This window comes from Pseudomonas sp. JL3, from assembly GCF_031570575.1.
GTDB lineage: Bacteria > Pseudomonadota > Gammaproteobacteria > Pseudomonadales > Pseudomonadaceae > Aquipseudomonas > Aquipseudomonas cucumis.
Genome location: NZ_JAKWJK010000007.1, coordinates 19,597 through 42,573, shown reverse-complemented (window position 1 = coordinate 42,573; position 22,977 = coordinate 19,597). Strand labels below are relative to the sequence as shown.

The following is a 22,977-nucleotide window of genomic DNA, read 5'->3' as shown; positions in this document are numbered from 1 at the left end:
CAATAAATTTTCCCCAAGGATATGGTCGATGGAATTTACCAGTGGCTTCTTGTTGAGCCTTTCGCTGTGCCTGGACATCGGCGTGGCCAATATCGCAATGATCACGCTGGCGATGCAGCGCGGCTATTTTCAAGGCTTTGCCTTGGGGCTGGGGACGTGTGTCGGCGACCTGATTTACGCAGTGCTGGCATTGGCCGGCATGACCGTATTGCTGCAGTACGAGACCGTGCGCTGGGTATTGTGGATTGGCGGGTCGGCGTTGCTGGTGTATTTCGCGGCGAAGATGATTTATTCGGCGATTCACCATGAAGCGCTGTTGGCGCAAACCCCGGAAGTGGGGCACAACTCGCACCGGCGCGAGTTTTTCCGCGGGATTTTTCTCGCCATGTCATCGCCCAGTGCCATTCTCTGGTTCGCCGCGGTGGGCGGCACCCTGATCGCCCGTTCCGGTGGCGGTGACGCGCTCAGCTCGGCGCTGTTTCTCGGTGGCTTCCTGTGCGCCGGAGTGCTCTGGTGTGTCGGCCTGTGCTTCGCGGCGAGCCACGGCGGAAAATTGCTCGGTGACAAATTGCTGCGTTATTCCTACATGGCATCGGCAGCGATCTTCTGCTATTTCGCGGTCTACGTGATTCTATCGGGTTATAACGAGTTTATCGGTCCAGGCGCCCTCGAACAGTTGCACGCACTGTAATTGGGCGAATCGGGTTTGGCTTCTATACTCCCAGCCGAACCCACCTTTTGTACCAGGAGTTGAGTCATGGATGAGCAAACAGGCGTCGAAATGGCAGAGCCACGCTTCGAAAACGGGCACTTCATGCTCATAGCGGGGCTTGGTGGACGATTTACTGCGGATACGACCAAGGCGATCCCCGACCTATGGGAGAAATTCATTCCCGAGATTGGCAAAATCCCCGGTCAGAATAGCGAAGTAACCTACGGCATCTGCTGCAATCCAGATGGCGAGGGTGGTTTCGAATACATCGCCGGTGTCGAAATCAGTAAGCTCGACGACCTGCCCGAGAAGTACCGCTGGATCGAAGTTCAGCCTCAGAAGTATGCAGTCTTCGAACACAAGGGCTCGCTGGATGCCTTGCCCCAGACCTTTCAATACATCTGGAAAACCTGGCTGCCGAAGTCCGGCCACGAAGCGGCGGACGCTCCGGAGTTCGAACGCTACAGCGACGATTTCAACCCGAAGCTCAATACCGGCGTGCTGGAAATCTGGCTGCCGCTCAAGGCGTAATGGTCTGGATCGAGAGGCGGGTCGGTGATTCGCCTCTCGATGTCGGGTTGATGCTGATTTATGATCCCAACCTTTCCCACGCCGATTCCGAGCTGCCATGAACACCGTCATCCGCCACGTCACTCCCGCTGACCTGGACCGCTGCTACGCCATCGAAACCCTTGCCTACGAAGGTGATGAAGCCGCCACCCGCGAGAAAATCGCCACCCGCATCGCCACCTGGCCTGAGGGCTTCATCGTCGCTGAAGTGGATGGCGTTGTCGCCGGTTTCATCAATTCCGGCGCGGCGTTTGAGGTGGAGATGTCGGACGAGGCGTTCAAGGAACTGATCGGCCATGACCCGGCCGGCCCGCACGTAGTGATCATGTCGGTGGTGGTGCATCCGGACTATCAAGGGCAGGGCCTGGCGAAACGCTTGATGGCTGAGTTCATCCAGCGCATGCGCGCATTGAACAAGGCGAGTATCCATCTGATGTGCAAAGAGCGGCACATTGCGCTCTATGCCGGGTTTGGTTTTGCCTACATCAAGCCCTCGGCGTCCGACCATGGCGGGATGGCGTGGCATGAGATGGTGTTGGAGTTCTGACCAATCTGTCAGGACGCCGCAAACCCTGGGAGCGAGCTTGCTCGCGATAGCGGACTCTCAGTCGACTTGGATGTTGACTGACACACCGTCATCGCGAGCAAGCTTGCTCCCACAGGATTGGTGTTGCTCGCAAAACTCAATCGATTCCGACAAACCCCCCGGTCTGGTGCTGCCACAACCGCGCATACAAGCCACCATGGGCCAACAGTTCGGCGTGGCTGCCGGTTTCGGCGATCTTGCCGTTTTCCAGCACCACCAAACGGTCCATCCGCGCGATGGTCGAGAGGCGGTGGGCGATGGCGATCACGGTCTTGCCCTGCATCAGGGTTTCGAGGCTTTCCTGAATCGCCGCTTCGACTTCCGAGTCCAGTGCCGAGGTGGCTTCGTCCATGATCAGGATCGGCGCGTCCTTGAGCAGCACCCGGGCGATGGCAATCCGCTGACGCTGGCCACCGGAGAGCTTCACTCCGCGTTCACCGACGTGAGCATCGAAACCGGTGCGGCCTTCGGAGTCCGACAGTAGCGGGATGAATTCGTCGGCGCGGGCCTTGTGTACCGCTTCCCAGAGTTCGGCATCGGTGGCATCGGGTTTGCCGTACAGCAAGTTGTCGCGGATCGAACGGTGCAGCAGCGAGGTGTCCTGGGTGATCATGCCGATGCGTTCGCGCAGGCTTTCCTGGCCGACTTCGGCGATGTTCTGGCCGTCAATGAGAATCCGCCCGCCCTGCACGTCATAGAGGCGCAACAGCAGATTGACCAACGTCGATTTGCCGGCACCGGACGGACCGATCAGGCCGATTTTCTCGCCGGGTTTGATGGTCAGGTTGAGGTCGCCGATGATCCCGCTTTTCTTGCCATAGTGGAAATCCACGTGATCGAAACGCACCTCGCCACGCGCCACATTCAAAGGTTTGGCCTGTTCGCGGTCGGTGATGCTGACCGGCTGGGAAATGGTCTGCAAACCGTCCTGGACCATGCCGATGTTTTCGAAAATGCCAGTGACCACCCACATGATCCAGCCAGACATATTGACGATGCGGATCACCAGGCCCGTGGCCAAGGCAATTGCACCCACCGTGATCAGCGATTGCGTCCATAGCCACAGCGCGAGGCCGGTGGTGCTGACGATCAGCAGGCCGTTCATGCTAGTGATGGCCACGTCCATGCTGGTGACCACACGACCGGCCAGTTGGGCTTTTTCGGTTTGTTCCTTGATCGCTTCGCGGGCGTATTGCTGCTCGAAGTTGGTGTGGGCGAACAGCTTCAGGGTGGTGATGTTGGTGTAGCCGTCGACGATCCGCCCCATGAGTTTGGAGCGCGCATCGGACGACACCACCGAGCGTTCCTTGACCCGTGGCACGAAGTAGTAGAGGGCGCCGATGAAGGCGGCGATCCAGGTCAGCAACGGGATCATCAGGCGCCAGTCGGCTTCGGCGAACAGCACCAATGAACTGATCGCATAGATCAGCACGTGCCATAGCGCGTCCACCGCTTGCACAGCCGAATCGCGCAACGAGTTGCCGGTCTGCATGATGCGCTGGGCGATGCGCCCGGCGAAGTCGTTCTGGAAGAAATTGAGGCTCTGTTTGAGCACGTAACTGTGGTTTTGCCAGCGGATCAGGCTGGTCAGGCTGGGGCTCAAGGTCTGGTGCACCAGCAAGTCATGCAGGCCAACAAATATGGGGCGCAGGACCAGCGCAACCACCGCCATCCAGGCCAGTTCGATGCCGTGTTCCTTGAAAAAATTGACGTTGGGCGTGCCTTGGGCGAGGTCGATGATGCGGCTCAGGTAGCTGAACAGCGCCACTTCGATCAGCGCGCCGAACAGGCCGACGATCAGCAGGGCGGCGAAACTCGGCCAGACCTGCTTCAGGTAATAGGTATAGAAGGGGAGAACCCGATCCGGCGGAGCCGCCGTCGGTGCATCGCGGAAAATATCGATCAGTTTTTCAAAACGGCGATAAAGCATCAATTCTCCGCCCGCGCACGGGCTCTCCTTTAAACGATATGAGCGGCGCCGGAAGAACCGGCGACCGCTCAAAACTCCCTGTCCAGCTTAGTCTCAGTCGATGCGCTTGGCCGACTTGATGAACACGGGATCGGCTGGCACGTCTTTCATGCCGCTTTTGGTGGTGGTCTGGGAGTTGACGATGACATCGACGACGTCCATGCCTTTAACGACTTTACCGAACACGGCATAGCCGTCGCCCTGGTCCAGGAAGTCGTTGTCTTTGACGTTGATGAAGAACTGGCTGGTGGCCGAATCCGGGACCGAAGTACGGGCCATGGACAGCGTGCCACGCACGTTATGCAGGCCGTTTTTGGATTCGTTCTTGATCGGCGCCTTGGTTTCTTTTTGCTGCATTTGTTGAGTGAAACCGCCGCCCTGGACCATAAAGCCAGGAATCACACGGTGAAAAATCGTGTTGTTGTAGAAGCCGCTGTCGACGTACTCAAGGAAGTTCTTGGTACTGATCGGCGCCTTGACCGGGTCCAGTTCGATTTCGATCTGGCCGTTGGTGGTTTCCAGCAGCACGTGCGGCGCCTTGGCGGGCGTAGCGGCCATCAGGTTGGCGGCGAACAGAACGGAGCCGGCGACGAGGGCGATTTTTTTCAGCATAAGTCAGTGATCCTGAGTGGTGGTGTCGACTGCGGTGAGAAACTCGAGCAGCGTTTGGTTGAAACGTTCGGGTTGATCCAGCGGGGTGGCGTGGCGCGAATCGGCGATCACCACCAGCCGCGCATCGGGCAGCAGTTTTACATAGGTTTCTTTCAGCGCGACCGGGGTGTAGTCACGGTCGGCGCTGACGACGAGCGTTGGACACGAAACCCTGGAAAGTCGTTCCTGAACCCCCCAGTCAACGATGGCATCGAAGCTGGCGAGATAAGCATGTTTGTCGTTTTTTGCCCAGCGCGCGGCTATTTTTTGTCGTAACGAAGCTTGCTCGGGCTTGGGAAACAGCTTCGCACCCAGGGCCTTGCCGATGGTGCCCATGCTCAGCGCGCGCATCAGGCTCCAACGCTTGAACCACTGCCAGTAATCGTTACGGCTGCGCCGTTTGACCTCGGGCGCGCTATTGACGATGCACAGGCTCTTGAGCAGTTGCGGCTGGTCCACCGCCAGTTGAAACGCGATCATGCCACCCATCGAAAGCCCTACAAGATGTACAGGGCCCAGATTCAAGTGTTCCATCAACGCAATCAGGTCGGCGCTGAACCCGGCGATGCTGTAGCGCTCGCGGGGTTTGTCGGAGCGCCCGTGGCCGCGCACATCCGGGACAATCACCCGATGGTGAGCCGAGAGTGCCGGGATCTGCATTTCCCAATCCAGGGTGCTTGAACCCAACCCGTGAATCAGTAGCAACGGCGTGCCGTGGCCATATTCCTCATAGTGCAGGTTGCAACCTTCATGTTCGAAATAGGCCATGGGTACACTCCGTGTCAGGCTTGTTCAGGGGCGGCGAAGGGCGCGTCCAGCGGCGCGGTATCGAAGGTGCGCAGCAGTTCGATGAGAATCTGCGTGGCCGGGCCCAAGGGTTTGTCCTTGTTCGAATACAGATAGAAGCTCGGGTTACGGCTTCCGCCCTGATCCAACGGTAGCACTTTGAGCGTACCTTCCTTGAGTTCACGCTCGATCATGTGCCGGGGCAGCCAAGCGAAGCCCAGACCGCTGCTGACGAAGGTCGCGGCGGTGGCCAGGCTGCCGACGGTCCAGCGCTGTTCGGCGCCGAGCCAGCCGACGTCTCGTGGCTGCTGACGACCGGAGTCGCGGATCACCACTTGCATCTGGCTTTCCAGATCCTGGAAGCTCAGCTCGCGGTTCAGACGATGCAGGGCATGTTCAGGGTGGGCGACCGCGATGAATTCGACATCGCTCAACTCCGCGCCCAGGTACCCGGGAATACTGAAACTGGTAATGGCCAGATCGGCCACGCCTTCGAGCAGCACTTCTTCTACCCCCGATAACACTTCCTCGCGCAGACGCACCCGGCAGCCACGGCTTTGCGGCATGAACGCGGTCAAGGCGCGGACGAGGCGGGCGCTCGGGTAAGCGGCGTCGACCACCAGCCGCACTTCCGCTTCCCAGCCTTGTTCCATGTGGTGGGCCAGGTCTTCCAGTTGGCTGGCCTGTTTCACCAGTTGCCGGGAACGGCGCAGCAGCACGCCGCCGGCCTCGGTGAGCACCGCTTTGCGGCCATCAATGCGCAACAGCGGCACGCCGAGCTGGTCCTGCATGCGCGCGACGGTGTAGCTGACCGATGATTGCGAGCGGTGCAGCACTTCGGCGGCCTGGGCGAAACCTCCGTGATCGACCACGGCCTGCAATGTTCGCCATTGATCAAGGGTCACGCGGGGCGCTTTCATGTTGAGCTCCTCTTGTCCTAAGCTGGCAGTCCTTATTGGAGGCTGCTGAATGAAAAAACTTTGTTGTGTGCTGGCGGGTTGTGCTGTGTTTGCGATGCTGCCGCTGACTGCGTTTGCCTATCCGATCGACGTTCAAAAGCAATTGAACGGCTTGAGCATCGACTACAACGCCTTTGATACAGATGCCGATATCGCCTCCATTCAGGTGAACAACTACGGCAGCGCCGATGCGATCTGCAAGGTGGTTTTCAACAATGGTCCGGAAGCGCCGCGTAACCGCACAATCGAAGTGCCCGCGGGTAAACACAAAAACGCCACCGCCAAGTTCACCCGGACCATCATCAAGATGCGTATCAACCTGACCTGCACTCCGAAATGACATCGAGCGGAGAGCATGCCGACTTGGGCATGCTCCGCTTATAAACGAATTTATCGATGCTTTATAGCAGTTATTTGCGCTTTTTCATCGATATAACTCTGTTTAATCTTCACTCCATCGACCTACAGCATTCTCAGATGGAGGCTACATCCCATGTCCCGCGTTCTGATCATCGAAAGCAGCGCCCGTCAGCAAGACTCGGTTTCCCGTCAACTGACCCAGACCTTCATCAGCCAATGGAAAGCCACACACCTGGCCGACCAGATCACCGTCCGTGACCTGGCCGTCAACCCGGTGCCGCACCTGGATATCAACCTGCTGGGCGGCTGGATGAAACCTGCCGAGCAACGCAACGACATCGAGCAGGCCTCGCTTGAGCGCTCCAACCTGCTAACCGATGAACTGCTGGCCGCCGACGTACTGGTAATGGCTGCGCCGATGTACAACTTCGCCATTCCAAGCACCCTCAAAGCCTGGCTCGACCACGTGCTGCGTGCCGGCGTGACGTTCAAGTACACCGAAACCGGCCCTCAAGGTTTGCTCAGCGGCAAACGCGCTTATGTGCTGACCGCTCGCGGTGGGATCTACGCCGGCAGCACCGCGGATCACCAGGAACCGTACCTGCGCCAGGTCATGGGCTTCATCGGCATCCACGACGTAACGTTCATTCACGCCGAAGGCATGAACCTGGGCGGTGACTTCCAGGAGAAAGGCTTGAACCAGGCCAATGCCAAGCTTTCCCAGGTCGCCTGACCCGTTAATCGCCAGATAATCGCAGGATGGTCTAGTGACCTGGCGCAACCCTTCAAGCCTGTACGCGCATCGAACCTCCCTTTGCACTTATTGCTCCTGAGTGCTCTAGCCCGATTGAACGCATTAGCGAGATCGGGCTTTTTTTTGCCTGCGATTTTGTGAGCGCAACATAAACCTGTGGGAGCGGGCTTGCCCGCTCCCACAGGGATTTGTGTATTGGCTGACTGTCGCGATGAAGGGCAAAACCCGCTATCGTCGCCGCCATTCGAAATGAGGCGACCATGGGCTATCTACTTTTTGTCACGCTGATCCAGGCGTTTTCCTTCAGCTTGATCGGCGAATACCTGGCCGGGCATGTCGACAGTTACTTCGCGGTGCTGGTGCGGGTGCTGCTGGCAGGGCTGGTGTTCATTCCGCTGACGCGCTGGCGTCAGGTCGAGCCGGCGTTCATGCGCGGTATGTTGCTGATCGGCGCCTTGCAGTTCGGCGTGACTTACGTCTGCCTGTACCTGAGCTTCCGGGTGCTGACGGTGCCGGAGGTGTTGCTGTTCACCATCCTCACGCCGCTGCACGTGACACTGATCGAAGACGCGCTGAACCGGCGCTTCAATCCCTGGGCCTTGATCGCGGCATTGGTGGCGGTACTCGGGGCGGCGGTGATTCGCTTTGACCGGATCAACCCGGATTTCTTCATGGGGTTCCTGCTGCTGCAACTGGCCAACTTCACCTACGCTGCCGGGCAGGTGCTGTACAAACATCTGGTGGCCCGTCATCCGAGCGATCTGCCGCATTACCGACGCTTCGGCTACTTCTACCTGGGCGCGTTGGCGGTGGCGTTGCCGGCGTTTCTGCTGTTCGGCAAACAGAACTTCCTGCCCGAAGCACCGCTGCAATGGGGCGTGCTGCTGTTCCTCGGCCTGGTCTCGACCGCGCTGGGTTTGTACTGGTGGAACAAGGGCGCGTGCCTAGTGAACGGCGGGACGCTGGCGGTGATGAACAATCTGCATGTGCCAGTGGGGTTGCTGATCAATTTGCTGATCTGGAATCAGCATGAAGAGCTGGGGCGGTTGTTGTTGGGTGGCTCGGTGATTCTGATGGCGGTGTGGATCAGTCGGTTGGGTGTGCGTAGGCCTGCCATCGCATGATCGTTCCCACGCTCTGCGTGGGAATGCCGCCCGGGACACTCTGCGTCCCTACGCATGTGACGCAGAGCGTCACCGGATGCATTCCCACGCGGAGCGTGGGAACGATCGGTGCCGAGGTGTTACATCACGTGTTTTTCGGGCTCGGGAATGTGGCTCGCGCCCAACACCGCCGGGAGCAACCCGGACCGCAAATCCCCACCGCTCGGCTGCTGATAAAGGCTCAAGCCAAACTCCGGCAGCACCGCCAGCAGGTAATCGAAAATATCCCCCTGAATCCGCTCGTAATCGGCCCACACGGTGGTGCGGGTGAAGCAGTAGATTTCCAGCGGAATGCCCTGGGCGGTGGTCTGCATCTGGCGAACCATGCAGGTCATGTTCGGCTGAATCTCCGGGTGACTCTTCAGATACGCCAGCGCATAGGCGCGAAAGGTGCCGATGTTGGTCATCCGCCGGCGGTTGGCCGACATCGCCGCGACGTTGCCCTGAGCTTCGTTCCAGGCCTTGAGCTCGGCTTTCTTGCGGCTCATGTAGTCGGTCAGCAGATGCACCTGGGCCAGCTTCAGTTCTTCGTCATCGCGAATAAACCGCACGCCGCTGGCGTCGATGAACAGGCTGCGCTTGATCCGACGGCCGCCGGACTGCTGCATGCCGCGCCAGTTCTTGAACGACTCGGACATCAGGCGCCAGGTCGGGATCGACACAATCGTCTTGTCGAAATTCTGCACCTTGACTGTGTGCAAGGTGATGTCCACCACGTCACCGTCGGCACCGACTTGCGGCATTTCGATCCAGTCACCGACCCGCAGCATGTCGTTGCTGGTCAGTTGCACGCTGGCAACGAACGACAGCAGGGTGTCCTTGTAGACCAACAGAATCACCGCCGACATGGCACCCAGACCCGACAGCAGCAACAGCGGCGAACGATCGATCAATGTGGCGACGATAATGATCGCGCCAAACACGAACAACACCATTTTCGCCAGCTGCACATAACCTTTGATCGAGCGGGTGCGGGCGTGCTCGGTGCGGGCATAGATGTCCAACAGGGCATTGAGCAATGCGCTGACGGCCAACACCAGGAACAGAATGGTGAACGCCAGCGCCACGTTGCCGAGGAAGTTCAGGCTGGTCTTGCCCAACTCCGGCACCAGGTGCAGGCCGAACTGGATCACCAGCGAGGGCGTCATCTGGGCCAGGCGATGAAACACTTTGTTGTGGCGAAAATCGGTGATCCAGTGCAACGACGGCTGGCGACCGAGGATTTTGGTCGCATGCAGAATGAGGTAGCGCGCCACTCGTCCGAGCACCAGCGCCACCACCAGCAGCAACATCAGCGCGAGCGTGGAATGCAGGAGCGGATGCTGATCGAGAGCACCCCAGAGGTCTTGGGCGTTGAGCCAGAGCTGTTTGATATCCATGGGTGAAAACGGTTCTTCTGTAGGACGCGACGGGGCGATTAGAGCATTTAAGACGTTCCGGATGACGTTTTGAGACAAAACAGGCAACAAAAAAACCACTGTTTGCAGCCGTTTGTATAAAGAAACTCGGCCTTCGCGCTCGAAACCGTTACCCTATGCAGCTGTTTTTTTGTATTTCTTCGAGGTAGCACCCGTGTTTTCCCAATTCGCCCTGCACGAACGCCTGCTCAAAGCCGTGGCCGAGCTTAAATTTGTCGAGCCAACGCCTGTGCAAGCAGCGGCTATCCCGCTGGCGCTCCAGGGGCGTGACCTGCGGGTGACAGCGCAAACCGGTAGCGGCAAAACCGCTGCATTCGTTTTGCCGATCCTCAACCGCTTGATCGGCCCGGCCAAAGTCCGCGTCAGCATCAAGACCCTGATCCTGCTGCCGACCCGCGAGCTGGCCCAGCAGACCATCAAGGAAGTCGAGCGCTTCGCTCAGTTCACCTTCATCAAGTCTGGCCTGATCACCGGCGGTGAAGACTTCAAGGTCCAGGCCGCCATGCTGCGCAAGGTGCCGGACATCCTGATCGGTACGCCGGGCCGGATGATCGAGCAACTGAACGCCGGCAACCTCGACCTCAAAGAAGTCGAAGTGCTGGTGCTCGACGAAGCCGACCGCATGCTCGACATGGGCTTTGCCGAAGACGTGCAGCGTCTGGTGGAAGAGTGCAGCAACCGTCAGCAGACCATGCTGTTCTCGGCCACCACGGGTGGTTCGGGCTTGCGCGAGATGGTCGCCAAGGTTCTGAACAACCCGGAACACTTGCAGCTGAACAACGTCAGCGATCTGAACGCCACCACTCGTCAGCAGATCATCACCGCCGACCACAATCAGCACAAAGAACAGATCGTGAACTGGCTGCTGGCCAACGAGACCTATCAGAAGGCCATCGTGTTCACCAACACCCGGGCCATGGCCGACCGTATCTACGGTCGTCTGGTGGCTCAGGAATACAAAGCGTTCGTGCTGCACGGTGACAAAGACCAGAAAGACCGCAAACTGGCCATCGACCGTCTGAAGCAGGGCGGCGTGAAGATCCTCGTGGCCACCGACGTCGCTGCCCGTGGCCTGGACGTGGAAGGCCTGGACCTGGTGATCAACTTTGACATGCCGCGCAGCGGCGACGAATACGTTCACCGCATCGGTCGCACCGGCCGCGCCGGCAACGATGGCCTGGCCATCTCGCTGATCTGCCATGGCGACTGGAACCTGATGTCGAGCGTCGAGCGCTACCTCAAGCAGAGCTTCGAGCGCCGCACCATCAAGGAAGTCAAAGGCACCTATGGTGGACCGAAAAAGGTCAAGGCCTCGGGTAAAGCCGTTGGCGTGAAGAAGAAAAAAGTCGACGCCAAGGGCGACAAGAAGAAAACCGGCGCCAAGGCCCCGACCAAGCGCAAGATCGCCAACCGCCCGAAGACCGACGCCCTGTCGCTGGTCAGCAAGGACGGCATGGCCCCGCTCAAGCGCCGCAAGCCGGAAGCGCCGGCTGCTGAATAAGGCGCGGTAGCGATCCAATAAAAACCCGGACAGTGTCCGGGTTTTTTTACGTCTAAAAATCGCAGCAACTCTTACAGCTGCACGCTCAGACCGGTGTAGCTGCCGAATGCTGCGATCTTTTGATCTTGCCCTTTAACTCTCGGCTTTCTTCTCCGCCGACTGCAACTCCTTGAGACGCTGATCAATCAACTGGCACTTGTCCGGCAAATCCGCGCTGGCCGTCTCCAGGTCCATCTTCTGCAACTCATCATTGATCTCCTTGGCCTTGGCCGGGTTCTGCTCAGTGATCTTGGCGACTTCCTTGGCCAGTTGTTCGCGCTTGGCGGTGGCTTCGTCGGGAGGGCAGGCCCAAGCGGGGAGGGCGCAGGCGAGAGTGGCGGCGAGGGTGAGTTTCAGCAGGGTGGTTTTCATGAGTGAGCCTCATTTTATCAATGTCACGGCGTTACTGAGTGGAGGGTTTTTCCACCGGGAAAGTTCAAGCCATGGACCCAAACCCGCGCGCTAGAGCGTCCACACAAAAACATCCTGAACGGCTTATTGACGCCAGAATGATGGCAATTCAACATCGCGCCATCACATTGATATCACTTCGCCGTTTCGAGGGACCGAACAGACTATCTGCACGCTGATGCAATGGTCGTTTACGCCACGCTTTGGACCTTCTGACCCAAGCGCGCACTTCTTCCCTAATGACGTATTCGCTCTGCAAACGCCCCCTGGGTTTGCCGTGTCGGGACGGCTGTGTCTGTGAATTGCCATTCCAATCTTGCCGATCGAAACGAGACCTTTTGACATGGACGTTCGCCACTACGCCTTCCTCGCTGGCCAGCCCTCTTCTGCGGTCAAAAACCGTGAGCACTTCTGGGGCATGCCCAAGCGCGGGTTGGCGTTCCTGTTGGCGAACGTCATGTTCTGGCAGCCGATGTGGGCGCAGGCGGACGGGATTGTGGTGGCCTCGCCGGGTACCAGCCTTGGGCAGGCGGGCAATGGGGTGCCGATCGTCAACATCGCCACGCCCAACGGCAGCGGTCTATCACATAACCAGTTTCACGATTACAACGTCGGCGCCCAGGGTGTGATCCTCAACAACGTCGCCAACCAGACCGGCGCGACGCAATTGGGCGGGATCATTGTCGGTAACCCGAATCTGGCCAATCGGATCGCGGCGCAAACCATCCTCAACGAAGTGGTCGGTGGCAGCCCCAGCCAGTTGCGCGGGTATACCGAAGTGGCGGGGCAGTCGGCCCGGGTGATCGTCGCCAACCCCTACGGCATCAGCTGCAACGGCTGCGGCTTCATCAACACCCCGCGCGTGACGTTGACCACCGGCAAACCGGTGCTGGACAACGGTCGGCTGGATCGCTTTCAGGTCGATCAGGGCAGCGTTGCCATCGACGGCGCCGGGCTGAACGCCAGCAACGTCGACCGCTTCGAAATCATTACCCGCAGCGCCAAGATCAACGCCGAGATTCAGGCCAGGAACCTGACCATCGTCGCCGGTCGCAACGACGTCAACGCCGACAGCCTCAACGCCAACGCCCGCGCCGATGACGGCAGCGGCAAACCAGGGTTGGCCATCGACTCCTCGGCCCTCGGCGGCATGTACGCCGGGGCGATCAAACTGGTGGGCACCGAAGCCGGAGTCGGGGTGAAACTCGACGGCAAACTGATCGCCAGCGGTGGCGATATTCAGCTCGATGCCAACGGCCACTTGAGCCTGGTCGACGCCTCCGCCACGAACGGCGCAGTCAACGTCAAAGCCGCCAGCCTCGATGCGCGCGGCCCGGTCTATGCAGGCACGGCGCTGAACGTGCAAACCCAAGGCAACCTGACCAACCAGCAAACCCTCGCCGCCCGGGACAGCATCACCCTGAGCGCCGGCGGCGTGCTGACCAACAACGGCATCATCGAAGCTGGGGTCAACGCCGACACCAGCCGCAACACCAACGGCGATGTGAGCCTGAGTGCGCAGAACTTCAACAACACCGGCAAGACGGTGGTGGCCAGCCGTAATCTGACGGTCAATACGAGCCAGACCCTGAGCAACCAAAACGGCACGCTGAGCGCCGCGCAAACCGCGAACATCACGGCTGGAACGCTGGACAATCAAAACAACGGCCGAGTGCTGAGCAAGGGCAACCTCAATCTCACGGCCAATCAGGTCAGGCGGTGAAGTTGTTGGTCATCCGAACAATCCGGCGATGTTTTGAAGCGCTCGGACTCCAGCCGCTTTAGCCAAAGGCAAAAACCGTTGCGCTCCCAATACAAAATTTTCACTCGGTTTCGAGGCTTGTTGAGGAACACGAAAAGTACCGGGTCAAACACCGCGACCTTAATGTCCAGTTCGACCAGAGCAGCGAGGCCATCGATGGATTTTCGGAAGTCGACGGGCTTGGGGTAGAGATAGACTTTTTCGACTTTTGCGTCGGGACGCATCATGAGGTGCTGGCTCCGGAAAGGAATCGAGAGCACAGCATCGGGGATCAGGTGGCGGCTTTGAATGTGGGGTTCATGGAGCGCTTACGAAGTTCTAGAGGTAAAGGCTAAGTAGTAAAGAAGGGATGTTTGTATCCACCCTATGAAAATGGGCGACTCATAGATCGCCCGTTACCCTGTTTACTCCGCAGCCTGCCGCAGCCTGCGCCCGCAGCCGCCTACCAATCACATCCATCAAATCACAACCATCACGCAACGGTATGGCCAGCAGTTTTGAAAAGTCGGAAAGTACAACCGTGTCGCAACCGATCTCGGCGCGAAAGGCGATGTTCTCCAGCACCTGAGTGACCGTGCGAATGCGGTAGTCGGCCATGGCGTGCAGGACGTCGAGTGGGGCTTGGGTGTCGATGAGCAGGGAGGCCGGGATCAGGTCGATTCCGGTGAGGGGCATGTATCTATCCATGGGTGGAGCCTCTTGTCATTGATGAGGACTCTCTGTGGTCAGGTCACCAACCCCGGTCGCTGTTTGGGCGACGGGCGGACTATAAGCTTCATCGTTCCAGCGGTGCAAGGCACCTGGTTCCGAGGTTGTTGTAGGGCGTTTGCCCAAGTGCAGTCAGGCAACCGGATGCAACCTACAGAAAACGACAGAACCTTGTGCGAGCCTGCTCGCGAAAGCGGTTTATCAGTCGGCATCAATGTTGAATGTTAGTCAGCCATCGCGAGCTGGCTTACTCCCACAGGGGATTGGCTTCGTAAGGTTGACGCCTGGGGATTGATTTCTGATAAGCGGCTGACGTAGGCTATTTCCGCTTGTCGTCTCAGTTGATTCTCAAGGTTGAGTCAATAACGACACGCATCAGTACCAGATCAGGACGCTTCATCTTTACAAGGGTTGGTGGGCGACAGGTTGTTCGGACCGTTTTGTTGCCTGCCTGTAGTCGAACACGGCGAGTGCGTTGGTAAAAGCGTTTGCGAATATCTGGTTGTTGATACTTCCATGTCTCCTTCCGTATTGAGTCCACATCGATTCATTGTGCGTGTCCGCCCGGACGTCGCCCTTTTCGATTGCCATGTTGCGAACAGTCGTCGTCGCAGCATTTTGTTTGCCTTTACGTTCTCTCCTCCCCCCCAAAAACGCTAAGTCGTTATTAATTATTGCCTTCCTGATAACGGATCGGGTGCTTTGCCCTGTCTGTCAGTGATTGCCTGAGCCTTTTTAACGGGACGTCCTCTTGGGTGGGGCGGGTCTATTGATGCATCAAACAGGGAGTTCACTGCATGTGGTGGAAGAGTCTTGCTCGGCAAATTCAGGAAAGAACTGCCGATAACAATGAGGTCGTCGCGTTTGGCGCGGGTTTCGGACCCTCTGGGCTTCCCCATATCGGGACGTTGTGTGAGGTGTTGCGCGTCAGCATCGTCAAAACAGCATTCGAAAAAATATCCAGCAAAGAAACCCGGCTGTTTATTGTTTCCGACGATCTGGATGCGCTGAGAAAAGTGCCTGGAACATTCCCTCAGCCGCAGCTCCTGCAAGATTGTCTGGGGCTGCCGTTGTGCGATATCCCCGACCCCTTCGAACAGGCGGGAAGTCTGTCGGCTGGCATTAACGCTCGACTTGATCAGGCACTGATGCCCTATGCGCTGGACTATCAGCTGATTGAAAACAGTGCGCTCTATCGATCCGGTTACTACAACTCGACCATCAAGCAGTTTCTCTCTCGAATGGAGGCGATCAATCAGGTGGTGGCCTCCCGCCTGGGGATTACGCGCAGAAAGAGCTACAGCATGTTCATGCCTGTTTCGCGTTTTTCCGGGCGGGTCATCGAGCATCTGGTGGTCCGGCACGTTGATCTGCAGCGCGGGGAGATTGTCTATCAGATTCCGCCAGACTTACTGATCAATCGACCAGGCGAGGAGTACAGCATCACCTCCCAGGAGTACTACGCCGATGAGCCGATTGGCGAAGACATCACCACGTCGGTGTTGAACGGTCACTGCAAGTTGCAATGGAAGGCCGATTGGGCAATGCGCCTGATTCACCGCAATATTGCTTTTGAAATGCATGGCGAAGACCTGACTGACTCGGCGAATACGGTGCGCGATATCTGCCAGGTGCTGGATGTGCGAGCACCGATCCTGATGAAGTACGGGCTGTTTACCGACATCGCCGGCAAGAAAATATCCAAAAGCAAAGGCAACGGTTTTTCTCTGGAGCAAGTCAGCAAGTACATGCCCGAGGGGGCGTTGCAGCATTTCATGTTCAACAACCCTTATCGCACCACTCGTTTCCATCCTCAGGTGTCGATCAAGGCTTATGACGATTACCGGGCTGACCATGCGCGCATGGTCGAGGGAGACGATGACAACCCCGTCGGTTATTTCCATCGTCCTCCGGCCCATGGCAAGCGCTGTACCACCTACCAGCGAATGCTGAACATCTTTACCGCCTGCCATCCAGGTGACATTGATGCGGCTTACCACTACCTGCTCAAACACGATAAAACCCGGCAGGACATCCTTGCGGATGACGCTTTTACCGACGTGGTACAGAAAGCCTTTGCCTATTACCAGGAAAGGGTTGCCCCGGGTTTCCAGCCACGGTTACTCAACGAACGCGCGGAGTCGGTGCTGTATCGGATTTCAGAGCAGTTCCAACAACTGACGGTTCACCGTAGGCCGGTTGCTCGCGAACAGATCACGCAAATCTTCGATCAGGTTGGCGTTTCCAGTCACAGCGCTGCCTACCGGATGCTTTACGCCTGCCTGTTCGGCGACGAGAGCGGGCCGCGACTGCACGAGTACATCAATCGCCTGGGTGTGCAGGCTTTTTGTACGGAACTCGAGTCACGGATCAAACAGGCTGTTCATTACAGGGAAAGTGAAACCATGAGCGATACGCAGGTCAATCAAGCCACTACCGAGTCGTCCGAGGCCCCGCGCCCGATGGTCACGATCGAGTCGCCGCGGGACGCCGGGCGAATGCTGGAAGCCATCGATTTCGAGGAGGTCAAAGTCCGTGCCGCGGCGTTTGCGCAGCATCTTCGAAGCAACAGTGAGGCGATCGCCGAGAGCCTTTCAGGGTTCGAGTGCTACAACGTGGCGGTGGATGAGATTGAGCGGTGTGTCGAGTTTCTGGAGTGCCTGGAGCTCAACAGTCCGTTCTTTGAGCGCAGGGTACGTTGCGTCACCAGTTACCTGCCGCTCAATCAGCCGATCTATGCCACGACTTGCTTTGGCATTATTCCTTCATTGCTGGCCGATTCGGCCTGGCTTCGGCCGCCGACGGCGATGCACTCGCACTATCGGAAGTTGCTGGAGACGTTGCAGCTGGAGCGTTTCTTTCCGAACCTGAATGTCTCTTTTGCCGACAAAGAGACGTTCGTCAGCCAGACCGCAGCGATGTCCGATGTGGTGATTTTTACCGGCACACCGGAAAACGCGACCAAGGTCAGAAAGTCCTACCTCAAGCGCACCTTGTTCATTCTCAACGGGGCAGGTCATAACCCGCTGGTGGTGTCTGCTGACGCATCGATCGACACCGCTATCGAAAGTGCGCTGCGGGTAGTGTTGTACAACCAGGGGCAGGATTGCGCCGGTCCCAACAGCATCCTGGTGCACCGGCAGGTCTACGGTGAGTTCATCCGTCGGTTGCGCGATGAGCTGGTCAAGTGCGAGGGCTATGTGGGCGATTACGCGCGCAAAGAGAACATCGTCGGGCCTAACAGTGACCCTGACCATACGTTGAAAGTGGTGAAGATGTTCAAGGAATATCGCGAACACTGCACCTATGGAGGCGAGATCAATCCGATCAGCGGATTGATCCGTCCGACCGTGTTCGAGCGGCCATTGTCGCTGGGCGGCAACTACAAGGAGTTCTTTGCCCCGGTGTTCTTTGTTCAACCCTATGCCGAAGACGCGGAGCTGGCGGGCTATTTCGAACACCCGCTCTATGCGCCTAACTCCATGTACGTGTCGTTGTTTGGCAGCAGCGGTTACATCGACGGCCTGGTGGCGTCCGGCAGACATGACGTGGAGACGGTGCTCAATAACACCGATCTGCATATCGTGGAGAAGGGTTATAACCCTTATGGCGGGCATGGGGTCGCGGCGTCCTGCCTGTACGTGAACGGCGTGCGGATTGCCAAACCGACGTTGCCACAACGGGACATCCACGAGCATCTCGTTGCGGTTTGACCGTGAGCGGGCCGGCTATCGACGGGCAGTGAGCCCGAGGTGTGATTGATGAATAGATTATTGTTGGCGGCACTGATACTCGGCGTTTCCATTGTCGGGTTAAGTATCGGCTCGACCGTGCCAGTGGTTGCGTTGCGCTTGTACGAGGCCGGCGCTTCGAATGTGCATATCGGCGTGATGTCTGCACTACCGGCGGCCGGCATGATGTTGTCGGCCTTTCTGGTGGACTGGATCTGCCAGCGGTTGAGCCGCCGACATATCTATTTGGGTTGTTTCGCGCTGTCGGCCCTGAGTATTGCCGCCGTCGAGGTCTTCGCCTCGACGTTGTACAGCCTGGCCCTGGCCAGGTTGGTGATGGGGTTGGCCGCGGGGATCATCATTATTCTGGGGGAGTCCTGGGTGAATGAAATCGCCGAGGACTCCCACAGAGGCCGGGTTGTGGCGATCTACACCACCTGCTTCACGATTTTCCAGCTGCTCGGGCCGGGGATGGTGGCCCTGTTCGGCACCGCTGGGCCACAGGTGATCGGTGTGGTGATTGCCGGGCATCTTTTGGCGCTAGGGGTGATCGGGTTCACCTTGCCCAAGCAGATGAGCGATCACGGGCACTCGCAAAGCAAGACGTTCTCGGTGCTGGGCTTCATTCAAGTGGCGCCGGCGCTGTGCATGGGCATCATCTTCTTCTCGTTCTTTGATAGCGTGATTCTGTCGATGTTTCCGGTTTACGCCGCCGATCACGGCTACGCCATCAAGTTCGCTGCGCTCATGGTGACGGTGATCCTGCTGGGTGACGCGGCCCTGCAGTTTCCGTTGGGCTGGCTCTCGGACAAAGTCGCCAGACCGATAATCTACCTGGGGTGCGGTGTGCTTTCTCTGGCAATTGGTGTGTGCCTGCCGTGGCTGATGAACTATCCCTTCTTGCTCTGGCCAAGCCTGGTGGTGCTCGGGGCGGTCGCCGGCGGGGTCTACACCCTGGCGATCATTCTGATCGGCGAAGGGTTCAAAGGCCCGGACCTGGTCACGGCGAATGCCAGCGCCGGTTTTTTATGGGGGGTAGGCAGCTTGCTCGGGCCGCTGGTCAGCGGCGCGGCAATGACAACTAGCGCCCACGGCCTGCCGTTGGCGCTGTCTGCTGCGGCTGCGCTGTTTGTGTTGTTTGCGTTGCCGCTGTTCAGGAGGACGGTCGGGGTGAAGGCGCTGGATTGAACGGCGGAGTCCCCCTTCAAGTCGAAACATGCAAGCGGGCTTGCTCGAGAAGGCCGCGCCCCGTGCTCTGAGCGCTATCCCCCATGGCAGCAGCCCGTTGAGGCCTTGTCCTCATACCGATCGTGATGCCTCACCCAGTCCATGATCTCCTCTTCATTACGGCCCTTGGGCGTGAGGTCGAGGTAGTTGTAAGTGCCGACCAGCAAATCCAGGCCTCGGGCATACGTTGAATAGGTGTGGAAAATATCCCCCACTTCGTTGCGATAAAACACGCTGAGCCCAGGAAGTTCTTCTTCAGCCCCGTCGGATTTTTCGTAGTTGTAGGTGGCTTTTCCCGCGGCGACGTCTTCGGCTCGGGCGGAGACACCAAAGTCATAGTTGAAGTCGCAGCCTTCCGATGACACCCAGTCGAATTTCCAGCCCATGCGCTGTTTGAAGGATTGGAACTCGGCAAACGGTGCGTGGGAAACCGCTACTACCGCTACGTCATGGTGGGCCAGGTGTTGGTTGGCGCCGTCGATGTGGTCGGACAGGAACGAGCAACCCGGGCAGCCTTCGTCCCAGCCTGCGGCGAACATGAAGTGATAGATGATCAATTGGCTGCGGCCGCCGAACAGGTCGACCAGGCTCAGTTCGCCGTTGGGTCCCTGGAAGCGGTAGGGTTTGTCGATTTTCACCCAGGGCAGGGCGCGGCGTTCGGCGCTGAGTTTGTCTCGTTCTTTGGTGAAAGCTTTTTCGTGGGCCAGGTGTTGTTTGCGAGCGGCCAGCCATTCTTCCCGGGACACGACCGGATGATTCTGAATGTTCATGGTGATTTCTCCTGCATGCTGTGGCGAAAGTCGATCCGCGCAGAGGGGTAAACCGTCTTACACAGCCTAGTCGTTTGGCCTGTGCCCTATTCGACATACCGCCGGTCGGTAGGGCGAAATATCCAGGCTGAACGGCCGCCCTCCCTGTCGGTCACAACTTATGAAGGCCATTTCACTCACGGGCTCTGGAGGTTGATCAGGATGACGACTTATAACTGGGATTTGCTTGAACGCTTGCTGCATGAAGTGCAGAACGGCGCTGGCCACAGTTTCACCCCACGACCCTATGCCGAGCAGTATGCAGCGGCGAAAGCTGCCGCGGGGGAGCCGTTTGAGAATCTGGATCACCTGAAAACGGTGGCTGGCGAGTACGAAAAGTTACTGTTGCTACGGGGCTATATCGAACCTCGCCCAGAAGATCAGGGTGGCAATGGCGAGAACTACATTTTGACGCCTCGGGGCTCGAGTTTATTGAGCCTGATCGACAGCAGCATTCCGGGAAATGAACATCCGCGGCAGGTGCTGGATGAACAGGAGGATGCGCTGGAGGAATTGACGTTTGATGAAGTGGCGTCGAAGGCGCAGATTGCCTGAAGATCGCGTTTACCCCCTGTGGGAGCGAGCAAGTCCGCTCCCACATTGGATTGTGGTGGTCCGTTTAATCCTGCCGCGCCACCTTCAGGCATTTCAAATCGGTGAAGTCCTTGCGCACGCCTTCAATCTTCTGCAGCAACCGTTCACGCTGAACCGGTGTGCTCTCGGCCATCACGTCCACCAACAGCGCCCGAGCCTGGGCTTCGGTGTTGGCGAAGGCCTCGCGGTAAGCGGGCGTCCACAAGCTCTCGCGATTCACCAGAAGTGTCTCGATTCGCTGTGGGAATTCTGGACTCTGCCGTTGCGCGACAGCCTCGCTGAATTGCTGTTGCCAATGGGCGCGGTTGCCAATCCATTGTTTGTTCTGATCACCCAAGGCATTCGACCAGGCCACTACCCGTTGCTGTTGGGTTGGGCTGAGCGGGCCGAGCCAGACATTCAGGCGTTTCTCCATGCGCTTGCTCCGCGCGCTGATCTGTTGCTCCAGCGACGGTTTTAGGTAGGCCTCCTGGCGTTTGCGCTGGTCCTTGGCGAAGGCATCGTTCATTTCCGCGACTTGCTTGTCATCAAGGCCTCGCAACAACTCGATGGCCGACGGGGTGATTGCCCGGGCGGTTTCGGCGATGGCCTGTTTGGCTTCCTGGGTGCGGGTTTGCAGTGCGGCGTCGGTGATCTGGTTGGCTTCGACCATGGCCTGTAAGCGATCCAGCCAGTCGAGGTAGCCGGGCAATTGCGTGGTGCAGTGCCAGCTCAGGTGTTCTTTGAGGCGCTCGTTGAACCAGTCTTTTTGCTCGTGGTTCATGTCCAGATAGTCGCTGAGCGTCCAGGGAATGATCACGTCGAGATTGCGGTAAGCCAGGCCTACGCGGCTGCACGCGGCGACGGTGAGGCTGAGAGTGAGGATGACGCCGATCTGTTTCCACCAGTGCGACATGGCGAGTCCTTGCGAAGACCTGGTTTCTTTAAGGGTTCTCTTGTGTGATCGCGGGATGAACCCGGCGGTTCAGCCGATTAATAGAAACTGTGTGCAGCCTTGAGCGTGACCAGGCCGTCGCACTCGGTGTTGTGGCCGGAATAGGCGGAGCAATCGCTACCGCTCAGGCTTGAATCACTGTAGATCAAGTCCAGGTCGATGCCCATGAACGGCCGGGACAATTTCACTGACCAGTCGGTAAAACTGCCTACATACCCATCGTCGACGGATACTGGTGTGTTGAGTTGGTGGGTGGTGTATTTCAGGCTGATCCCGATGCCGAACGGCTGATTGCCACTGAGGTCGGCGAACAGGGTGCTGTTCTGTTTGTCCGGGTCGTTGCTGAAGGCCGCGCCGAAGCGACTGCCCAGCAGGGTCAGGCCGCCGAACAGCTCCTGGCTGTCGAGGGTGTCCACTTTCGGGTAGCTGTAATGGATCATGCCCACTTCGTAGCCGAGGGATTGATCGAAGGGCTGTTTAAAGCCCATGTAGGAATCGACTTCAAGGTTGCTCGACGGACTCAGTCCCATGCTGGGGGACCATTGACCCACGTAGAAGCCGCTGTCGTGACTCAGGTCGAGGCCACCATGGAACGAGCCGGACGTGGAGGGCTTAACCAGACCTTGGGCCATGCTGCGGCTGGGGGTGGTCGCGAGCTTGAGATCGAAGTCGCCCAGTTCGCGCTGGAAGACTTGCGCCTGGGCGACCGAATACCACAGCAGGCTGCCGAGCAGGAAAAGAGAGGGCTTGAACATGCGTCACTCCATGAACAGCGAGGAGCAGGTGCTGAAAAACCTGCTGAAACGCTTGATCCAGACACGTGCAAGCATACCGGCGAATGTTCGGCATCGAGGGCCGTTCGTCGATTTTTGAAATATTGATTTGTTTTATGGGGTATTGCGGGAGGGTTCCAGTCCAAGCGCTTCGAAGCTCAAAGCGCTTAGGGACCAGTTAACGCGGGGGAATTACTTCTTGCCCAGCGTGATCTGCTTGGACGGGCCGAACGTCTGGCCGCTGACGCCTTTGGCAATTTGCTGGATCTCGCCGCCGGACTTGAGAAACGCAGCGATCTGGTTGTTGATCGATTCGCTGGTTTCAACGGCTGGAGCTGGCTTTGCTTTGCTGTTGGATGCTTTTACACGCATGGCGGCCATTAACCTGTAGAAATTAACTTGGCCAGGCATCGTACAGGAAATACTTGACAATTGCTTGGTAAATATCCTCCCGAAATACACAGTGGAGCAACGCAATTTATCGCAAGTTATTATTCGCAATGTTCCCCTAAGCTGCTGTTTTAACTAAGAACCCAAGTGAAGAAAAAGCGTTTTCCGGA

22 protein-coding genes and 1 pseudogene are annotated in these 22,977 nt (G+C 58.1%); 11 read left to right on the top strand and 12 right to left on the bottom strand.

Annotated elements, in window-relative coordinates; translation table 11 throughout:
* Positions 1-28 precede the first annotated feature (28 nt).
* The 3 genes from MMG91_RS14370 (at position 29) to MMG91_RS14360 (ending at position 1,829) form a co-directional block, all read left to right on the top strand.
* Positions 29-691, top strand: a complete 663-nt coding sequence (locus MMG91_RS14370; protein WP_305446569.1) for a LysE family translocator — start codon at positions 29-31, stop codon at positions 689-691.
* A gap of 66 nt (positions 692-757) precedes the next feature.
* Complete coding sequence (locus MMG91_RS14365; protein WP_305446568.1) at positions 758-1,243, top strand: GyrI-like domain-containing protein; 486 nt, start codon at positions 758-760, stop codon at positions 1,241-1,243.
* 97 nt (positions 1,244-1,340) lie between these two features.
* On the top strand, positions 1,341-1,829 hold the full coding sequence (locus tag MMG91_RS14360) for a GNAT family N-acetyltransferase (protein ID WP_305446567.1): 489 nt from the start codon (positions 1,341-1,343) through the stop codon (positions 1,827-1,829).
* A gap of 136 nt (positions 1,830-1,965) precedes the next feature.
* On the opposite strand, the gene MMG91_RS14355 is transcribed toward MMG91_RS14360, so the two are convergent.
* The 4 genes from MMG91_RS14355 to MMG91_RS14340 all read right to left on the bottom strand — a co-directional run bounded on the left by MMG91_RS14355 (position 1,966) and on the right by MMG91_RS14340 (position 6,194).
* Positions 1,966-3,798: an ABC transporter ATP-binding protein gene (locus tag MMG91_RS14355; protein ID WP_123719238.1), complete on the bottom strand. Its 1,833-nt coding sequence runs from the start codon at positions 3,796-3,798 to the stop codon at positions 1,966-1,968.
* A 93-nt stretch (positions 3,799-3,891) separates the two neighbouring features.
* Complete coding sequence (locus tag MMG91_RS14350; protein WP_007902463.1) at positions 3,892-4,449, bottom strand: peptidylprolyl isomerase A; 558 nt, start codon at positions 4,447-4,449, stop codon at positions 3,892-3,894.
* 3 nt (positions 4,450-4,452) lie between these two features.
* Entirely contained in the window at positions 4,453-5,256 is an 804-nt protein-coding gene (locus MMG91_RS14345; RefSeq protein ID WP_310659972.1) for an alpha/beta hydrolase, read from the bottom strand.
* A 14-nt stretch (positions 5,257-5,270) separates the two neighbouring features.
* Positions 5,271-6,194 (bottom strand): LysR family transcriptional regulator, encoded by a 924-nt coding sequence (locus MMG91_RS14340; protein ID WP_018926731.1) that lies wholly within the window; start codon positions 6,192-6,194, stop codon positions 5,271-5,273.
* 49 nt (positions 6,195-6,243) lie between these two features.
* Here MMG91_RS14340 and MMG91_RS14335 point away from each other — a divergent pair, with 49 nt between their 5' ends.
* From MMG91_RS14335 to MMG91_RS14325, 3 genes are all read left to right on the top strand, one after another.
* A complete protein-coding gene (locus MMG91_RS14335; RefSeq protein WP_310659971.1) occupies positions 6,244-6,573 on the top strand; it encodes a 3-phosphoglycerate kinase in 330 nt (109 codons plus the stop codon).
* A gap of 153 nt (positions 6,574-6,726) precedes the next feature.
* Positions 6,727-7,326, top strand: coding sequence for an FMN-dependent NADH-azoreductase (locus MMG91_RS14330; protein WP_310659970.1), 600 nt, complete (start codon positions 6,727-6,729; stop codon positions 7,324-7,326).
* 281 nt (positions 7,327-7,607) lie between these two features.
* Positions 7,608-8,471: a carboxylate/amino acid/amine transporter gene (locus tag MMG91_RS14325; RefSeq protein ID WP_310659969.1), complete on the top strand. Its 864-nt coding sequence runs from the start codon at positions 7,608-7,610 to the stop codon at positions 8,469-8,471.
* Between the two features lie 119 nt (positions 8,472-8,590).
* Here MMG91_RS14325 and MMG91_RS14320 read toward each other — a convergent pair whose 3' ends face one another.
* Positions 8,591-9,889, bottom strand: coding sequence for a mechanosensitive ion channel family protein (locus MMG91_RS14320; protein WP_310659968.1), 1,299 nt, complete (start codon positions 9,887-9,889; stop codon positions 8,591-8,593).
* A gap of 193 nt (positions 9,890-10,082) precedes the next feature.
* Here MMG91_RS14320 and MMG91_RS14315 point away from each other — a divergent pair, with 193 nt between their 5' ends.
* Positions 10,083-11,429, top strand: coding sequence for a DEAD/DEAH box helicase (locus tag MMG91_RS14315; protein WP_310659967.1), 1,347 nt, complete (start codon positions 10,083-10,085; stop codon positions 11,427-11,429).
* Between the two features lie 132 nt (positions 11,430-11,561).
* On the opposite strand, the gene MMG91_RS14310 is transcribed toward MMG91_RS14315, so the two are convergent.
* Positions 11,562-11,840, bottom strand: coding sequence for a hypothetical protein (locus MMG91_RS14310; RefSeq protein WP_310659966.1), 279 nt, complete (start codon positions 11,838-11,840; stop codon positions 11,562-11,564).
* A gap of 382 nt (positions 11,841-12,222) precedes the next feature.
* On the opposite strand from MMG91_RS14310, the pseudogene MMG91_RS14305 reads away from it, so the two are divergent.
* Positions 12,223-13,593 (top strand): annotated as a pseudogene (locus tag MMG91_RS14305) (filamentous hemagglutinin N-terminal domain-containing protein); the annotation flags it as partial.
* Here the strand turns inward: MMG91_RS14305 and tnpB are convergent.
* Together tnpB and MMG91_RS14295 are read right to left on the bottom strand one after the other, a co-directional pair.
* Complete coding sequence (gene tnpB / locus MMG91_RS14300) at positions 13,587-13,868, bottom strand: IS66 family insertion sequence element accessory protein TnpB (protein WP_310659965.1); 282 nt, start codon at positions 13,866-13,868, stop codon at positions 13,587-13,589. The pseudogene MMG91_RS14305 and the gene tnpB overlap by 7 nt on opposite strands.
* A gap of 154 nt (positions 13,869-14,022) precedes the next feature.
* Positions 14,023-14,328, bottom strand: a complete 306-nt coding sequence (locus MMG91_RS14295; protein WP_310659964.1) for a hypothetical protein — start codon at positions 14,326-14,328, stop codon at positions 14,023-14,025.
* Between the two features lie 818 nt (positions 14,329-15,146).
* Here MMG91_RS14295 and MMG91_RS14290 point away from each other — a divergent pair.
* Together MMG91_RS14290 and MMG91_RS14285 are read left to right on the top strand one after the other, a co-directional pair.
* Positions 15,147-18,062 carry an aldehyde dehydrogenase family protein gene (locus MMG91_RS14290; protein WP_310659963.1) on the top strand — a complete coding sequence of 972 codons (2,916 nt, stop codon included), beginning with the start codon at positions 15,147-15,149 and terminating at the stop codon, positions 18,060-18,062.
* 48 nt (positions 18,063-18,110) lie between these two features.
* Positions 18,111-19,268: an MFS transporter gene (locus tag MMG91_RS14285; protein WP_310659962.1), complete on the top strand. Its 1,158-nt coding sequence runs from the start codon at positions 18,111-18,113 to the stop codon at positions 19,266-19,268.
* A gap of 74 nt (positions 19,269-19,342) precedes the next feature.
* On the opposite strand, the gene MMG91_RS14280 is transcribed toward MMG91_RS14285, so the two are convergent.
* Entirely contained in the window at positions 19,343-20,077 is a 735-nt protein-coding gene (locus tag MMG91_RS14280; RefSeq protein ID WP_310659961.1) for a thioredoxin family protein, read from the bottom strand.
* Positions 20,078-20,278: 201 nt separating this feature from the next.
* Between MMG91_RS14280 and MMG91_RS14275 the strand changes: the two genes are divergently transcribed.
* A complete protein-coding gene (locus tag MMG91_RS14275; protein WP_310659960.1) occupies positions 20,279-20,671 on the top strand; it encodes a transcriptional regulator in 393 nt (130 codons plus the stop codon).
* A 64-nt stretch (positions 20,672-20,735) separates the two neighbouring features.
* Here the strand turns inward: MMG91_RS14275 and MMG91_RS14270 are convergent, their stop codons facing one another.
* The 3 genes from MMG91_RS14270 to MMG91_RS14260 all read right to left on the bottom strand — a co-directional run bounded on the left by MMG91_RS14270 (position 20,736) and on the right by MMG91_RS14260 (position 22,798).
* The gene (locus MMG91_RS14270) at positions 20,736-21,605 is read right to left on the bottom strand and encodes a DUF6279 family lipoprotein (protein ID WP_310659959.1); all 870 of its coding nucleotides are present in this window, start codon (positions 21,603-21,605) and stop codon (positions 20,736-20,738) included.
* A gap of 77 nt (positions 21,606-21,682) precedes the next feature.
* Positions 21,683-22,399, bottom strand: coding sequence for a TorF family putative porin (locus MMG91_RS14265; protein ID WP_310659958.1), 717 nt, complete (start codon positions 22,397-22,399; stop codon positions 21,683-21,685).
* A gap of 210 nt (positions 22,400-22,609) precedes the next feature.
* Positions 22,610-22,798, bottom strand: a complete 189-nt coding sequence (locus MMG91_RS14260) for a hypothetical protein (RefSeq protein WP_017337097.1) — start codon at positions 22,796-22,798, stop codon at positions 22,610-22,612.
* Between the last annotated feature and the right edge of the window lie 179 nt (positions 22,799-22,977).